General features: G+C 36.8%; 13 protein-coding genes. All 13 read right to left on the bottom strand.

The annotated features are described in order from the left end of the window. Positions 1–12 precede the first annotated feature (12 nt). On the bottom strand, positions 13–1,581 hold the full coding sequence (locus CEF19_RS13165) for a glycoside hydrolase family 43 protein (protein ID WP_100406466.1): 1,569 nt from the start codon (positions 1,579–1,581) through the stop codon (positions 13–15). 33 nt (positions 1,582–1,614) lie between these two features. Further along, positions 1,615–2,637, bottom strand: a complete 1,023-nt coding sequence (locus CEF19_RS13160) for a dienelactone hydrolase family protein (RefSeq protein ID WP_100406465.1) — start codon at positions 2,635–2,637, stop codon at positions 1,615–1,617. A gap of 11 nt (positions 2,638–2,648) precedes the next feature. Beyond that, positions 2,649–4,190, bottom strand: a complete 1,542-nt coding sequence (locus CEF19_RS13155; RefSeq protein ID WP_100406464.1) for a glycoside hydrolase family 28 protein — start codon at positions 4,188–4,190, stop codon at positions 2,649–2,651. 13 nt (positions 4,191–4,203) lie between these two features. Beyond that, positions 4,204–5,664 carry a family 43 glycosylhydrolase gene (locus CEF19_RS13150; RefSeq protein WP_100406463.1) on the bottom strand — a complete coding sequence of 487 codons (1,461 nt, stop codon included), beginning with the start codon at positions 5,662–5,664 and terminating at the stop codon, positions 4,204–4,206. An 18-nt stretch (positions 5,665–5,682) separates the two neighbouring features. Continuing rightward, complete coding sequence (locus CEF19_RS13145; RefSeq protein WP_100406462.1) at positions 5,683–5,997, bottom strand: cupin domain-containing protein; 315 nt, start codon at positions 5,995–5,997, stop codon at positions 5,683–5,685. A 32-nt stretch (positions 5,998–6,029) separates the two neighbouring features. Then, complete coding sequence (locus CEF19_RS13140; RefSeq protein ID WP_100406461.1) at positions 6,030–7,229, bottom strand: MFS transporter; 1,200 nt, start codon at positions 7,227–7,229, stop codon at positions 6,030–6,032. 17 nt (positions 7,230–7,246) lie between these two features. Beyond that, entirely contained in the window at positions 7,247–8,359 is a 1,113-nt protein-coding gene (locus CEF19_RS13135; protein ID WP_100406460.1) for a prenyltransferase/squalene oxidase repeat-containing protein, read from the bottom strand. Between the two features lie 46 nt (positions 8,360–8,405). Next, positions 8,406–9,281, bottom strand: a complete 876-nt coding sequence (locus CEF19_RS13130; RefSeq protein ID WP_100406459.1) for a carbohydrate ABC transporter permease — start codon at positions 9,279–9,281, stop codon at positions 8,406–8,408. A gap of 22 nt (positions 9,282–9,303) precedes the next feature. After that, a complete protein-coding gene (locus CEF19_RS13125; RefSeq protein WP_100406458.1) occupies positions 9,304–10,263 on the bottom strand; it encodes an ABC transporter permease in 960 nt (319 codons plus the stop codon). Between the two features lie 591 nt (positions 10,264–10,854). Further along, positions 10,855–12,402 (bottom strand): extracellular solute-binding protein, encoded by a 1,548-nt coding sequence (locus tag CEF19_RS13120; protein WP_100406457.1) that lies wholly within the window; start codon positions 12,400–12,402, stop codon positions 10,855–10,857. Between the two features lie 399 nt (positions 12,403–12,801). Further along, on the bottom strand, positions 12,802–15,102 hold the full coding sequence (locus CEF19_RS13115; protein ID WP_198510286.1) for a helix-turn-helix domain-containing protein: 2,301 nt from the start codon (positions 15,100–15,102) through the stop codon (positions 12,802–12,804). A 206-nt stretch (positions 15,103–15,308) separates the two neighbouring features. Then, entirely contained in the window at positions 15,309–16,823 is a 1,515-nt protein-coding gene (locus CEF19_RS13110; RefSeq protein ID WP_100406455.1) for an extracellular solute-binding protein, read from the bottom strand. Positions 16,824–17,186: 363 nt separating this feature from the next. Then, a complete protein-coding gene (locus CEF19_RS13105) occupies positions 17,187–17,939 on the bottom strand; it encodes an NAD-dependent epimerase/dehydratase family protein (protein WP_100406454.1) in 753 nt (250 codons plus the stop codon). Positions 17,940–17,982 lie beyond the last annotated feature (43 nt).

Genomic DNA, 17,982 nt, shown 5'->3' with positions numbered 1-17,982 from the left:
ATTACATCTCCCTTATTCAATAGTAAACCAGTCAACATCCGTAAATCCATCACTAGCTTGATGGTCTCTATTCACACAGAACATTCCAACTTGTGCACCAATCCACCTTGCAACCGTTGCTGTGAACTCATCCCCTACTTGCTCGTATGTGTCTCCATCTAGGCTGAAGCTAAAATGACATTTTGGTTCCTTGTTTTTTTCGAACACACTAACTCTAAAATAAATTGTATCTGAATCAATATGTTTCATTTTCTGTTCAGTTTCTTTCGTTGTTTCATTTTCATGCTCTCCGTGAAAATAAACTAATTCTAAGCCTGAACCATTTTTTACTGGTTTAACCAATAATCCAGCGTAGTGGAAGCCAAATACTATAATCCCTGCAGCATCATATGGCGATGCGAAAGAAAAGGACATTTTTGTTGTCGCTGTAAATGTAGGCGCAGGAAATTTCTGAGTTGCTATTTGAGGTGTATCATAAAATGTTTTAATTCCTTCTGGCTGTTGCTTAGCGAAAAGTCTAAGCTGATTCTCTTTTTCGTTAAGAGAGTACCATTCATGCTTAACATTTGCTCGCCATTGCCATTGTAAGCCTAACTTATCACTACTAAACTCATCACTAGTTTGTGGTGCAATAATCTGATCTGAGGTTACTCCTACATTTGGTTTTTTCCAACGGTTCACTGGCTCGCCAATACCATCTTCATTAACATTGTGTCCCATCACAGGCCAATCATTTTCCCAATACATCGGCTGCATATGAACAATTCGACCATATGCATCTTTATCTTGAAAGTGAAGGAACCACGACTCTCCTGACTCAAGCTCAACCCAACCACCTTGATGGGGCCCGTTGACGTCACTGTTCCCTTGATGAAGAACAATTTTATCTTCATAAGGTCCATAGATATTTTTTGAACGAAGAATCGTTTGCCAACCTGTGGCAACCCCACCAGCTGGAGCGAAAATGTAATAGTAACCGTTTCTTTTATACATTTTTGGCCCTTCAATCGTTGGATGTTCCTTCGTTCCATCAAATATATATTGACCTTCATCAAGAAGCTCCGTGCCATCTGGGTTCATCTTACATATGTTGAGAATATGTTTAAAACCAATTCGACTTCTTGCAAAGGCGTTCACAAGATATGCCTGACCATCATCATCCCAAAATGGACAAGTATCGATCCATCCTTTTGCTTCCTTGACTAGATGAAGCGGTGACCATTGACCAAATGGATCCTCCGTATTGCTCATGAAAACCCCTTCATCCGGGGCTCCAAAGAATACCCAAAACTTCCCATCGTGGAAACGGATACTCGGCGCCCAAACTCCTTCACCATGTCGAGGTCTATCAAAATGGGCATACGGGAATGTTTCACAAACATGATTGATGATTTTCCAGTTTACTAAGTCCTTAGAATGTAAAATAGGTAACGCCGGTGACATATTAAAACTTGATGAGACCATGAAAAAATCTTCGCCAACTCGAATCATATCTGGATCCGAATAGTCAGCATGAATAATGGGATTTTGAAACGTCCCATCTCCAAGATCTGCTGACCAAACATGCTTTGCTTTACTCATTTTTCTCCCTCGTTTCTCTCCGCTACTATGTTTCTATTTTTTTAATTGTGTCATCAACCAGTCGTAGGACTCTTCCCCACTGATTTCATGTTTTCCTTTAAAATAATGTGAATCTAAAACATGACTTGCTTCGAAATTCTGGTAGATTTCTCTAAGTGTCTTAACAGCAACCTTAACTTGTTCAATCGGGAAAAGAGGATCGTCTATCCCCGACTCAATAAATAAAGGCCGGGGCGCGATTAATCCGATTAATTCTGGCATCTCTGCAAACGACAATACGCCAGGAATATAATTATCAAGACAATGGTTACGATCAATAATGCTACCTTTAAATGTATTCGTATAGCCACAAATGACTGTTGCCTTTACTCTTTCATCAACAGCGCTTGTATATGCTGCAACGAGACCTCCCCCCGATAGACCGATAATACCGATGTTTTCTGAATCAACCGCGTCTAACTCCGTTAAATAATCTATCACTCTTCTACACTCAGCTACACGTAATCCTGCTAAAGATTTTCCCATTAACAGAAGCTGACTTGCTAAAGCAAAACATGAGTTATGACTTGACGAAGCTTCTGGGATGAAATCTTTTTCTAGCTTCCTATCAGCAAATCCAATTAACTCAGGAGCAATGACAATTACTCCTCGCCGAACAAGTTCCACCGCAAAGTTTTTGTGAATGCCTGGGGGCTCTTCAAGATTGTTCGTTCCATCAACGTTTAAACCAACCACTTCCTTACTACCGTAGCCATGGCCGTGTAAAGCAAGTGCCGCAGGACGTTTTTCTCCACTGTTCTCCTTAGGAAATAATACGTAAACAGGCACTCTTAACGAAGCAAACGTTGTTATTTCGACGCGAATCCGTACAAAATCCTCAAACTCTACTCTCTCAAGTGTTTTTGCATTAAATTCATTGTCTTTATTAGGAAACTCACCAAGCGCCTCATTAAATTGTTTTTTTACCTGAGCCTGCCATTCAAGATTATATTCTTTTTTAGTATCAGGATATGTCTCATGATAGAGCTGTTCCATAAATTGATCTGGTGCCCACATTGGCTTTCCTCCTATGTCCTTTCTATCGGTTCCCCATTTAAGATAATACTGTTACAATCATCTTGAACCTCTACATAATTCTTAGTGTAGGTCATCGCTTGGCGCCCAGTAATAAAGGCATCCGTCGTGTTTTTCAGAGTAATAACCGGTGTATTCTCATGGATGTGTTTCATACTAACACCATCAATTTCAACATCAGATACACTGTCTATGATTAGTGCTGGACCTTGCCTTGTTTCAATGCGAACGCGATGGAATTCAATTCCTTCAACATGCTTACAGTACATTCCTTCGCCAGCCATGATGATTTCTTCCTTCACCATATCTGGCTCGCCACCTTGCTCCTTCAGGTCCTTCGTCATTTCAAAGGTAACATGGCGTAGGTAGACATCCTTTATAGGCATTTCCGGTAAACCATAAATAAATGAAGCAGCTGCCCGACAATTTTTTGCGGTTACATTGCTAATGTGTATATGTTCAATGAGTGGTGTCTTTTCTGAAATGGGTATGGCATTCGGACTCGTCATTGACGTGTCATTTTCATCAACACCATAACGATAGAATGAATTAATTGCAAATGGACAAAATACATCTTCCATATAAATATTGTTAACTAGTAAATTTTTAATGTATGCACCACGCGCGCGGTTCGTTTTAATACGAATACCACGATCCGTCCCAATGAACACACAGTTTGTTACTGTCACGTTTTGAATTCCACCAGAGTTCTCACTTCCCATAACGACCCCGCCATGACCCGCCTTCATCGTACAATTTGAAATTGTGACATGCTCTGTCGGTTTACCAACTCTTCTTCCATCTTCATTAATTCCTGACTTTAGACAAAGACAATCATCACCAACATCAAAGTGACAATCTGAAACTCGAACATACGAACAAGAGTCAATATCAAAGCCATCACCATTCGGTGTGTCGGAAGGGTTTTTAAAAGTAACCCCCCGCGCACTCACATCATCGCAATATACTAGATGAGTATTCCAAAATGGAGAGTTTTGCAAGGTGATTCCTTCTAACTTAACGTGCTCACAACCAATTAATTGCAATAAAGGTGGTCGTAAAAATTGAGAGTCCCACTCTAGCAGATTGGTATTTAGAACGATCTCTTTATTAAGACTTCGAATTTCTTCCGTTCGATCTGATGAATACGGATTTCCATTCTTTAAATCACCAATGGAGTTCCACCAAGCTCTACCTTGGCCATCAAAGGTTCCTTCCCCTTTTATCGTGACGTTTTGTAAATTACGTCCATAAATTAACGGGTGAAACCCATAGCATTCATAGCCCGACCATCTCGTTTCAACAGCAGGATACGCTTCAAAATCATCTTTAAAAAGAACCGTTGCACCAGATTCAACATAGAGGGTAATATCACTTTTTAATGTAATTGGTCCGGTTAGGTACCTTCCTGCTGGAACATAGACCGTTCCTCCACCCTCACTCGCACAGGCCTCAATTGCACTCGCAAACGCTACCGTATTATCAACAATTGAATCTCCTACAGCTCCGTAGTTGGTTAAGTCATAAATTGCCATCTCAGTTCAACTCCTAAAGGATTCGATATTGAAAATGTTTAAATTTTGCTTTTCCTTGCCCAATCGTATCTATCCCAATTCTCAAACTTAAAAACCCACCAAACGTATTATGATGAAACCCTGAGCAATCAATCACTTTATCATATTTCACCCAGTCGCCTTCAGTCTCTTTATAGTAGAACGAGACGATATTATCGATGTTCTTAATCAGAAGCTTAATCGCTTGGCCTTTATAAGACTTAACTGTATATTTTTTGAAGGTTCGAAAGTGTTGAACTCCCTCTTTCGATACGGAAAGTCCAAAATAAGAAGTAGGATCATAGTACAGCATAAACCTTGCGAGCGCTTCGCCTTCAACACTGACATCAACCTCAACTTCATAGGAACGATGAGCCGCCATATAAAGCAGTGGCGATGCTACCTCATCACTCTCTTTACCTTGGATCGTTAAAGCTCCTTCACCAACAGAGAATCGTGATCGATCTGGCTCACCAAACCACTGCCAGTGCAGGCCGATTTCTTCTCCTTCAAAATGATCAACTATTGGAAATCCATGTTTTACTATTTCGCCTTTTGGCTTAGTAAGCGTTTGCTCAGCAGTTACACCATCAGGAATTTTAAACCAGCCATCTTCTGTCCACTCAATAGGGAGTAAAAGCGTTTGTCGACCAACTGTATGAAGTCTATTTTCATATGCATGGAAGACCATCCACCAATCACCATCAGGCGTATCTATTAATGTTCCATGACCTTGTGACCACCATTTTTCATCTTTTGAATTCGTTTTTATAATTGGATTAAAGGGTGAATGCTCCCATGGTCCCCAAGGCGTCCTCGAACGAGAGGTCACCACCATATGGCTTGTAGGTGGCCCTGCGGTTCCTCCGACCGCCACAGTTAAATAATAATAATCATTATGAAATGTTAACTTAGGTCCCTCTGGACTAAACGCCTCAACCTCCCATTCATCTGGGTATTTCCATGGTTCGTGAACGTGACGAACCTCGCCAACTACCGATAACCCATCATCAGCTAGCTGAACCATATTCCCACCTGATAGATGCATATATCGCTTATTATCCGGGCCAACTACATGACCCGGATCGATATGAGATGTATTTAAATTAATCGGTTTACTCCACGGTCCTTTTGGATTGTCTGCTTTTGTCACCCAATTCGTTCTGTCCGCAGGAAAATAAATATAAAAGGTTTGATTATGATATACAAATTCAGGAGCCCAGACATTGCCATTTAGATGCTCTAGAGCCGTTCCAATTGGCTCCCAATTTACCAAATCCCTCGAATGCCAAATAATTAAGCCAGGCACATATTGATAGGAGGTATGAACCATATAATAGTCTTCACCAACCCTAATAATAGAAGGATCTGCATAATTACCTCCCAATATAGGGTTCAAAAATGTTCCATTTCCCAAATCACCTTGTTGCCCACCTAGAGTATTTTCTTCATTCATGAGAATCCCTCCTCCTCTTTACTTTAACAAGTCTTCACGAAGCGGAGTAAATGTATCAAGTAATGCACTCTGCTCTAAAGCAATCACACCATGAATTACATCCCCAGGGATATGCAAACTTTGACCCTTTGAGAGGATAACTGTCTCTTCTCCTACTTTAAATTCTAGCTTTCCCTCCAAACAATACGTAAACTGTTCATGGGGATGGCTATGTTCTGCACCCATGCCTCCTTTTTCAAAATTGACCTCCATCATCATAATATGCGTACCTGGCTGATGTATTTTTCTTGTTACACCTTTGTCTACTACTTCCCATTCTCCAATGTTCGCCATCCTAATCTCCTCCTGTTAATTGTTTTTGAAAATCACTTTTCCTTCGCTAAATACGGAATTGAAAATTGTAAAGCCATTACAAACACAATAATCCAAGGTATTGTTGTGGTATTAATTTCCTGTGAAAAAATCATAAAAATAACAATACCTAACGCGCGTCCAAGATTAATAATTGCTTCACGAAGTACCACCGATTCAACTCGGAAGTTTTCTTGAAGTGGAATGTTATCAATCCATTTAAAATAGTAAGCAGCATAAGTGTTTGCTTGAATGGGTTTAAATAAGGAACTAAACGCCATAAACAAGACAACGGACCAAATCGCAATTTCCCACATAAGAAAGACCGATGAGACAGTCATCCCAATCGCTGCAATAAATAAGTACTTTCTCGTTGAATGTATATTTGCCATTCTTGCAAAAATATAGCTTGCTAGAATTGAAGCTCCTAAGAAAATAACATTCATATAACCAACAAAGCCCTCATCGGGAAAGATATTATAAAGTAAAATAGGCGGGATATACATGAGAATCCCTTGAGGAAACCCTATGATGAACCAGCCTAGAAGCGCATTAAAAAAAGTCGGCTTCTTTTTCAAGATTAACCGTAAGTACTTCATATAATATTCTTTATGGTGTGTTGTCTCTTTTTTAATACGAAGGCTTCCAAGCGTCGCAATTAAAAACATGATAAAGGCTAGTGAGAAGACGATAATATAACCACTTAATTCACTATTCATACTAATAATAACACCTGCAATGGCAGGGCCTATTAAGTTTGCACTAGCCATCGTTATTTGGTTCCAACCAAGATAGCGATGCCTGTTTAGATTCGTTGAAACTTCATGAACCAGTGTGAAGTATCCAAGCCAGTAAGCCGCTTGTGAAATTCCTTTTAAAAGGGCAAACAAGTAAAAATATTGAACAATGTTTTCTTGGGCAATGATAATCCATAGATAGAAAAAGGCCGTTAAAAAAATACCATAGCGATAAATCGCTAAACGACCTTTTTTCTTTGAAAATTCCCCCATTAACATCGTTCCACACGCTTGAGAAACTAACGCTATTAAATTAAACAAACCATTAATCAGTAGACTATTCGTCAACCGCCATAAGTACAAATTGATAAAAATAAGGGATAGTGAATTTCCAAACTGAAAAATGGTCTGGTTTGTCAGCATGATAATCGCTTGTTCTGAAAGTCGTTTTTCTTTCGGAAGTTGAAAGAGTTTCATTAGTAACACTTCTCTCACTAAAAGAATGAATAGAATTCTTTAGCATTTTTTATTGGGCCAACCGGTATACCTACTAACTTATGACATTGAATTCGAATTAATGTTGCTTGTGTACTCGCGTTCATATCACCCTCGACTAAGCCTTCACCTAAGTTAACAGCCTTTGGCATGTCAGGATAATACTCACCCTTTTTAACTTGAGCGACATTTGGTGCAGGTGGTGAATGATCTAGTTCTCTAGAGAATCCCCCATCTTCTCTCTTAAGTTTTCTCATATTTCGAATCGTTGTATCGATTATCTCTTGTAACTCTGCTTGTGGAATCTCAAGACCCATATAGGATAATAAGTCAATTGGGTTTCGAATATAGCACATATCTATCGCTTCTTCTGTTCGAAGACATTTGAGGATACTTTGATAGATACGCTCTGTATTTGGCATCGGAATATTAAATCGACTATAGAATGTATGCAGCTTAAACGTACCTGAAATCCGGACATATAGGCTTCCTTCTCCCCATAATCCAGTTTCGAGATCTTGAATGCTAGCTAGATAACGCACTGCTTCTTCAAGAAAGGACTCTCTTTCTCCATCGGCCATTTGTCCGATATACACACATGAGCTGGCTAATAAATCACAGCCTCTCCAACTATTTCTTAAATCAATACTTTTCCATTTCTCTAAATAACTATCTGTGGATTTTACATAATCAGGCGCTGCGTTTGCTTCAAGCGGCAATGAATACAACGGAGTACTTCCAAGCTTTGCAAGTGAGCCAGCTGTATAATTTATTGCACGGTGAACCATCACTTCATCAAGTTTCATTAATGGATTTTCATCTAGAAAGTAGCCAGTTTCTTTATCTTGCTTATTTTGAAAAAACTGAACCATTTGCTTTCTCATTTGCTCAGGAAGATCTTTTACTAAATCATTTCTTAGCAAAATATTAAGTGCTTGAGCAGTTGATTCTATATCAGGTATTAAGCTGTGGTTTCCGATTGAACTTTTCGCATAATAGAAACCACCGCTGACTGGATCATATTGTCCAGCCAGCCAGTGGAAAAATCCATCAAACAGGTTTTCCATCTCTTCTAAACTTTTGACTACGTTTTCTTTATTATCAGCAATCATTCAGTCACCCGCTTTATAAGATTTTCACTTCTAATAATTATACAAATTAACCTTTCATTGATCCTATTAGTGCACCTTTAGCAAAATACTTTTGTAAGAAAGGATATACCAATAATACTGGAATCGTTGCTACTACAATAACCGCCATTTTAACTGATATTTCTGGTGGTGGAACATTTGTGTATTCAGCCCCGTCATAACTTAATCCACTTGCTAGTACAACAATTTGGCGAAGTAACACTTGCACTGGCCATTTGGCAGAATCACTAAGATAAAGAATAGCATGCATATATGTGTTCCAATATGTTACCGCATAGAACAGGGAAATTGTTGCTATTGCAGGCATTGAACATGGAATAACTATCCGGAATAAAATACCAAAGTCATTACAACCATCAATTTTCGCAGATTCTTCTAATCCATCGGGAAGGTTTTGGAAGAAACTCTTTAGGATAATCATATTAAACGCGTTAATTGATACCGGAATTATAAGCGCCCATAATGAGTTTAATAACCCTGTTTGTTGAACAATTAAGAATGTAGGTATCATCCCCCCATTAAAGAGCATCGTGAAGACGATAAAGAACATAATATAACGTCTACCTACTAAATCACGTCTAGAAAGTCCGTATGCTGTTAATGTAGATAACAGCATGCTCCACACTGTACCACCTACAGTTACAAGAATAGATATCAACATTGATTTCATAATTGTATCTGTTGAAAAAATATAACGATACGCATCTAAACTCCATACTGTTGGAAACAGTAGAAAACGCTTTTCTGCTAATTCTGCACCTGTTGCAAACGATGCGGCAATGACGTGTAGAAATGGCAATACAGTTATTATGGCAATTAGCGCAAGCAAGATAGCGTTAACGCCATTAAAAATACGACTTCCTATTGCTTTATCTCCAATCATTTTTAATTCCTCCTTATGAAAATTAGTAAATACCTTCTTCTCCAGCTTTTTTCGCTAATTTATTAGCACCAATGACTAAAACTAGTCCTACAATCCCTTTAAAAAATCCTACAGCCGTACTGTAACTAAATTGCCCTTGCTTTAAACCAGCTGTATACACATACGTATCAAAAATTTCAGCTACTTCACGGTTTGAAGCGTTTAATAGTAAGTAAACGTGTTCAAAACCAAGCTCAAGTACATCACCAATTTTTAAGATTAATAGAACTACGATTACACTACGAATAGCCGGTAATGTGATATGCCACATTTGACGAAAGCGATTTGCTCCATCCATTTTTGCAGCCTCATATAATTGAGGGTCTACTGCAGCAATAGCAGCAAGGAATATGATTGTCCCCCAACCAGCTTCTCTCCAAATAACTTGTAAAATGTAAATAGGTCTGAACCAATCTGCATTCATTAAGAAGTTCACTTTTTGGAAGCCCAATGCTTCAAGCATTCCATTTATGAAGCCACCATCTAAAGTTAAGATTACATAGCCAATGGAAACGATTACAACCCAAGACATGAAATGAGGAATGTATATCAGTGTTTGTACAGTTCGTTTAAAGAACATATGTCTTACTTCATTAAGCATTAATGAAAAAATAATTGGAATTGGAAAGAATACAATAATTTGAAGCGCAAACAGGACAAGTGTATTCTTAAAAATCATCCAAAACTCAGGACTCGTAAATAAACGTTCAAAATGCTTTAAACCCACCCATTCGCTTCCTGTAATACCCAAGTAAGGCTTATAATCTTGGAATGAAATAATGAGTCCGTACATTGGAACATATTTGTAAATAAAGAAATAAACGAGACCAGGCAAAATCATTAAATAGATTAATTTATTCTTTAATATACGTTTCTTTAACACTGCCCTTTTCTCAGCTTTTGTAATGACTCTTGTCTCTTCGACAGCTACATTACTTTTCATATACTCATCTCCCTCTTACATGCTAATTTGTTTTTACTTTTTTCATATCAACTTCTTGTACTCAGATTATTCTATATCAATAATAACGTCTATAATCATCGTATTATAATGTAGATAAACCCTTGAAATAACAGGCTTTTTCGAGGTAATCTAAGCTGGTGATTATCTAAATCATTGAATCATTCACAAACAGGGTGAAAAGGCTTTCAATTGTGCTTACATTAAAATCAACAGAACCGTGTTTACCTACTCATTTGTGATGATAAGGATGACATAGAGAATAACTTTAGTGGTTAACTAGATTACTATAATTAGAACGATGGTAATTCTTAATCCAAGGATCCACCTCTGCTCCTTGAACTCTGGTATCATGCGGCTTGTTTAATTTAATCGTTATTTTATGGATTTATTCTCGGTTCTGAATGGGAAATTCGTGGTTCTGTCTTTTTATTCGTACTTTTGTAGCAGTTATTCGCATTTCATAACAATCGTTTCCCACCTCGGCTCGGCCCTCTGTGAATTAATTCAAAAAACTCATACCTCCAAAAAAAAAACGAATCTGATTTATAAATCAGATTCGTTCATTTTTTATTAGTTAATTTCATTGTAATGTGCGTTAAACTCAGCCATTACTTCACTACCACCTTGACTTTTCCAACTTTCAATTGCAGCATTAAATCCATCTTTGTCAATTTGTCCAAGGATATATTTGTATGTTGCATCAACCATAATTTGACTTAACGTTTCAGAGTTCTTTACATATGTCTCTGAATCGAGTGTAACAGTTGGATTATGAATAAGGTAATCGTTATTTTCGACAACTAATTCATCGGCTTTTGCTTTTACTTCATAATGGCTATATGCATCATATCGACCACTTGTTTCCGGCTCACCAATTTCAAGGGACATTAATGGACGAACTTCATTATCAATAGCCGTTCTGTTATCTTCAAGAGCTGCTGCACGTCCGTCAATTACTTCATAGTGCTCGCCTTCAACTCCCCATACAGTTAAGTTAGCGACTTCAGTAGTCATAAACTTATCAAATACGCCAAGAATAGCTTTTAACTCTTCTTCAGTTGCAATTGCTGATTTCGGGAATAAGAACACACTTCCATAACCTGGAATAGCCCAAGTTCCATACTCGCCATCAGGACCTTCAATATAGTTTGCTACATCGTATTCTAAGTCAGGGTTTAACTCAACAGCGTCATTATAAAGACTTTGAACATCTGGCATTGAACCAACGTAAACCCCAGCTGTACCATTTTTAATCATTGCTTGTTGGTCTGGCTTACTTGTTACAGGGAAATCTTGATTCATATAACCATTACTGTGAATATCCTTCAAGTAATCTAGTGTTTGCATATACTCATCAAACATGAATTCTGGTTGTAACTCACCATCTTTGATTCCCCACTCATTTGGAGTTCCAAACCAAGATGCAATTGTTTTAAAACCACCATATACTAAATCACTACGGTCTGTAAGTCCGATTGTATCATTTTTTCCATTTCCATCAGGATCATCTTCTGAAAACGCGCGAACCATTTCGTAAAACTCTTCTGTATTAGTTGGTGTTTCTAATCCTAAATTGTCAGCCCAGTCTTTACGATAAATGAAACCTTGACGCGATAACGGACGGCCTTGATATAAAGAATAAATCTTACCATCAACCATCGTATTTTCTAGGATTTCTGGCTTTAACTTGTTTAGATTTTCGAATTCCTCCAAATACGGTCCTATTTCCCAGAACTGGTCATCACGAATTGCCTCTTTAAATTGAACAAACATATTAAAGCCCATTGGTACAACTTGCGGTAATGAGCCTGTTGCAAACGCTGTATTCAATCTATCTTGGTACGTTGAATCTGGTACCCATTGAATCTCAAGCTCAGAGTTTGTTGCTTCTTCAATCATATTTAAAACCTTGTCATTCGGTGTTTCAGGTGTATGAAGATTGGCCATCATTGTAACTTTAACCGGCTCATCCGATGGAGCTTCATCAGCATTATTGCTAGTATCGCTTTCTTTATTATCAGTTGTTGTTGTCTCATCTGAACCTCCACAAGCTGCAAGGATGACGAGAATTAGAGTGAACATACAAAGTAATGATAGAAACTTTTTTGAAATTTTCATGAATTAAACCCTCCATATCTTATTGTGTTGTTAACGCTTTCAAAATGAAGTGAAATGTTGAAATAATACTTTTTCTTAACTTAACTCTGAAAAATTAACCCCTTTTTCGAATTTCGTTTTCTAATGAGAGCGTTTTCTTTTTGGGGGATTACCACCACCTTAGTTTTTTAAAATGTACCAACCTGCCTTATGGCTTAGCTTCACTATACGATCGTCCTACCGATTCTGCCTATAATCTCTATCTCACCTACTAGCCGAAACCCTTTATATTAATGGATTCTTTCACTCTTTTAAACTACAATCTAATAAAATGATTATCATACAGCATTAAGATAACAAAAAAGTAACCACGGAATATTTACTTCACCTTCCATGGTCACTTTTGAAATTTGATTTGAACTATTCTTTTAAAAACTTCTGTCTGTACTGACCAGGTGTCACGTCTTCTTGCTTCTTAAATGACCGAATGAAATTTTGAGAATTTTTATATTGGAGCTTTTCTGCAATTTCCTTAACAGCCATATCCGTTTCAACTAACCATTTCTTTGCAATCTTAAACCGATACATTGCTAAGTATTCACTAAACGTGTAATTGGTTTCTTGCTTAAAAACACTACTTAAATAATTTGCGTTGTAATGCAATGCTGCCGCACATTCTTCCAAAGTAATATCCTTATCATAATTTCTATGGATCATATCAATAATTTTCTCAGAAAGATTATGAAATTGGGAATCACTCCGGTCTTTTAAAATTGATATAATTGGTAAAATCATTCGGTTTTTAAACCACTTTTTAATTTCTTCCTTTGTTTGTAACTGAAGAAGTTCCTCATATAGAGAAGCATGGAAAACCTCAAGTTGCTGAAAACTTATACCACTCTCTTGTTTAACCATCAACAAATTGTTTAATAAGCGCATCATCGATATCTGATACTCTCTAGGAGATTGGGTATTTTTAAAAGCTTTTTCCATCCAGCTATCAAGTAACTGAAGAGCTTTTTCTTCTTCTGCAATCTTTATAGCTACCATCATTTCCTCTTCAGTCCGCTGAGGATAATCAAAAATAACTGAGTGTTTCCCGGAGTTTATGCTACTAAAGTGAATAATAACTCCATTTCCAAGCTTCATTCGATGTTTTAACGCCTCTACCCCTTCTAAATAACCACGATGTGCCTCATTAATATGTTCAAAAGGCAGGCTCACCCCAATGCTCACAGAGATATGGATCCACTTTTCAATATTTGCTTTCAACATTTCTGTCATATCATAGACAAATGTTTTAAGATCAATGTCGCTTTCTTTAGAGATCCCCGTAAGAATAACAAGTGTCTGATCCACCCAAACTGTTGATAATCTATTTTCCTTTGTAATTGTTTCTTCAACAACATTTTTCACTGCAAATGACAACAAGTCGATATCTTTTTCTTGGTATCTAGAGTTCTCTTCCCGATCTATATGCAAGGTCAAAACCGTCATTTGATCCCAGTTATTAACCGTGGCATCAAACTGAAAGTATTCTAGCTTTCCGGGAATGTCACTTTTCTTTATCGTTCCTAGAAAAAGGCGATTTAAGAATAATGACTGTACTTGCTGTGTATGTTCTTTTAGCTCAGTTTCTAAATTTGACTTTGATGAGAAAAGGTCTTGAATATGCTCTTCAATAATTTGTAACTCATTTTTCTTTTCTTTGCTTTGCGCTGGCCAATTTTCATCTATATACTTCATTAAATTATTAACAGGAGAATAAAGCTTTCGACTAACTACCCAAACACTTAAAATACAACCTAAAATAATGATAAATGTAATAAAAAACGTAAGCCAACCAATCTTCTTAGATTCTTCCGTTAAATTTTCAATGGAAGTAAAAGAAAGATACGTCCAATTATTATAATCAGATTTTAAATAGCTTGCCGTATATCTCTTATTGTCAATTCGAGTATCAAATTGACCTGAATTCCCTGTAAATGGATCTAAATTCTTAACATACCCTACTTCAGCTAATGACTTTCCTATAAATGATGGATCGCGATGCACAATAATTCGATAGTTTTCATCCATAATCATCACATCAGAGAATTCATCAATATCAACCATTTCAATTAAACTACAAGCAGGAATGTTTGCAAAGGCAAGTCCATATTTACGACTAATTTTTAGTGGAAGCTTTCTAATAAGACTAATTGTATAATCGCAGTTTAAATTAGATGAAGAATCTTCAAATTTATCATTTTTTAATAACAACCATGATGAATTAAGTTCTAACCCTAGATAAGATAAATACGTTTCCTCATCCGCGTGATTCGAAAGACGATATAATCCTGAGTTATTAATAATCCAATCTTCTTGAAAATTTAAAATAACCAATTCACTAACTTTTGAATCAAATGTTTGAATTTTACTCATTTCCCTGCGTAAATCGCGATACTCTTTAAAATCTTTACCTATAAGAGAACTTCTAATCGCGGTTTCTAACTCAGAGGAATCAATAATATTCGTTAAATTCTGATAAACAGTCGTTAATGTTTGCTCTACATTGGTATTCAACTGCTTTATTGCTTGTAATCTTTCTCTATTAACCTTTTCCTGAATTTGTCCAGAGGATTGAGTGTATGAAAATACGCCTAAAAAAACGACTGGAATAATTGTTAAAACACACCCAAAAATAATTAATTTGGCTAATAAGCTTCTATGACGCATCATGACCACCCTCATTTTCACAATCTATCTCTTTTAAGTTTATATTCATCACCTGAAAGGGCTTACTTCCCTATCCTCCTATTATACACAAATAAAGTAAACAATTCTTCATTGTTATGAATACACCAAAAAATAGTTATCTTTTAATCCATTAATCTCTCCTAACAAATAGAAACCCACTTAACTCTATGGTTAAGCGGGTTTGCTGATTATTGCGCTAAATTTCTACTTGTCTTCCGAGGAGCATTTAATTCATCAATAATTTTTAATCCACCTTCAGCTTTCCATGTTTCTATCGTTCTTTCAAAACCTTGTCGGTCAATTTGACCTAAAATATATTTATACGTTGCATCCTCAATCATCTCTGATAGCCGTTCCCCATCAAGAAGTTGTGTTTCTGAATCAAGGGTTAGGGCAGGATTTGATATAACATACTTTTCATTATCAATATTAAGTTCTTGTGCCTTTATAGCTGGTTCATACTCGTTAAAACGCTCTAATCTACCATTTGTCTCAGGTTCACCTATTTCCATTGACAAATACGGTCGAACTTCTCGTTCAAAACTCCTTCTATCCTCAGATATCTTTGCTTTCCCATTTTGAACCGTATAATGCTCACCTTCAATTCCCCAGATCAGTATATTAGCAATTTCAGGCTTCATAAGATAGTCATAAAAGGATAAGATTATTTTTAATTCTTCTTCAGTTTTTACTGAAGACTTGGGAAAAAGTACAACACTAGCAAACCCTGGAATACCCCAAATTTGATATCGACCATTTGGACCCTCCACATAATTGTGTACGTCAAATTCTATAGATGGGTTGTGCTCTTTCGCTTCAAGATATAGGGATTCCACATCTTCCATGGAGCCGACATACATCCCAGCCACCCCATTTTTAAACATCGAACGCTGATCCGTTTTACTTGTCACTGGAAAGTCATTGTTCATATATCCATTTTCATGAATCTTTTTTACAAAGTCCAATGTTTGCATATATTCTTCAAACATAAACTCTGGAAGAAGCTTTCCGTCTTTCATTCCCCATTCATTAGGCGTCCCAAACCATGAAGAAATTGTTTTGAATGCACCATACATTAAATCACTACGATCTACTAAACCAATTGTATCAGCTTTCCCCGATTGATTCGGATCATCCTCAGTAAAGGCCCTTGCCATCTCTAAAAATTCCTCTGTGGAACGAGGTGCTGTTAGTTTTAAATTGTCAGCCCAATCCTTACGATAAATAATTCCTTGTCTTGATACAGGACGGCCTTGATAAAGCGTATAAAGCTTCTCATCTACTAATGTTGTCGTTAACGTCTTTGAATCAAGCTTCCTTAAGTTCTCGTACTCATTAAGATACGGCCCAATTTCCCAGAATTGTTCGTCTCGGATCATATCCTTATATTGTAAAAATGTTGGAAAGCCCATTAAAACAACATCTGGTAATGTGCCTGTTGCGAAAGCCGTATTTAACCGGTCGTTATAATTATTATCAGGTACCCATTGTATATCCAATTTTGTACCAGTTTTTTCTTCTAGTAATAAACGAATTCTTTCATTCGGTACTTCTGGAGTATGAAGATTAAGCATCATTGAAATTTCAGGTAAGTTCTTTATATGTTGTTGCTCTGGTATCGTTGCTTCCTTTGGATTGCATGCACTTAGCATCCATACCATTGTAAGCAAGCTAGTTATGTTCAAAAACTTTTTCAGTTGCATACTCGTTTCCCCCTAATCGAAGACTTGCTTACTTGCTTACTTTCATCTTAATGTATAATAAGATTTTGTATATAATCTATAGCCCTAGTTTCTTCATTGAATAAGGATTCCTAACGATATGATTATTCTTTTAACTGTTCTAATGTAAGCCTATACATTTTTACTTATCATACCATATAACGAAACTCAAGCTTTACATCTATTTTTTACAGGTATATGATTTTGAAATAGAAAAAGTAAACTACATAATTGAAGGGCAGCCTTTTCTTCAATTAGAAAAGCCCTGCTATGAGTGGTTTACCCATAGCAGGGCGCGTAACGAGCGGACCATTTCTATTTAATCAAGGTACTGAAAATGGATGTTCAATTTAAAATATCTTTAGTTGTTTCAGTTGATATGAAACCTAATTCTGCTTTTGTATTTGACATATCCCATGGCTTTTCGGGGTTATCAGAAACCCCATAATACGTCCCGAACTTCACCTTAGCTTCAATCGCCAGTCGAAATAAATCAACAACATCTGTGTTGGATAATAGTGTTTTTTTTAATCTCTCATTTTCTAAAACGTCTTCATAGGTTACATCCTTTGGAACCGACCCAATTCGAATGTTAATAACCGAAAGCTTACTATGTAGCGAAAAAAGAAAACCTGCTTGTTCAGAAGCTAATTTTAAGAGGCCATATAACCCCTTAGATTTCGGATAATCATTCGTCGTGATTTCACGGTCTAGTAACGATTTTCCATCTTCTTCATAAAAATCCGTTACATGATTACTACTGGCAAAGATTACCTTTGGGATACGCAATTCTTTTGCAGCAGCTAAGATATAATAGGTCGCTTTGAAAAAAACATCCGTCATCCGGTCAAACGTTTCAAGCTCTTCAATTGCATCATTCGTATCTGTTTTTATTAAATTAATTATTGTTCCTGTATCCTTAGGAATGTGATTTACTAAATCTTGAAAGTTTGTGGCATCAACTTGAATTTGGCTTGAATGATTAACGCTATTTTCAATTTCTTTATCCATTATTACGATATGGTATTGGTTCCCAAGTCCTTTTGCTAAAATCTGTCCAATTGTTCCGGCCCCACCAATTATGACCACCTTTTTCATCTATTCACACCATCCTCTATATGTTTTCCTTTTGAAAGTTTCT

The sequence above is a fragment of the Bacillus solitudinis genome (assembly GCF_002797395.1).
GTDB lineage: Bacteria > Bacillota > Bacilli > Bacillales > Bacillaceae_D > Halalkalibacter_A > Halalkalibacter_A solitudinis.
Note: the sequence above shows the minus strand (reverse complement) of the source record. Positions and strands in the feature narration are given on the sequence as shown.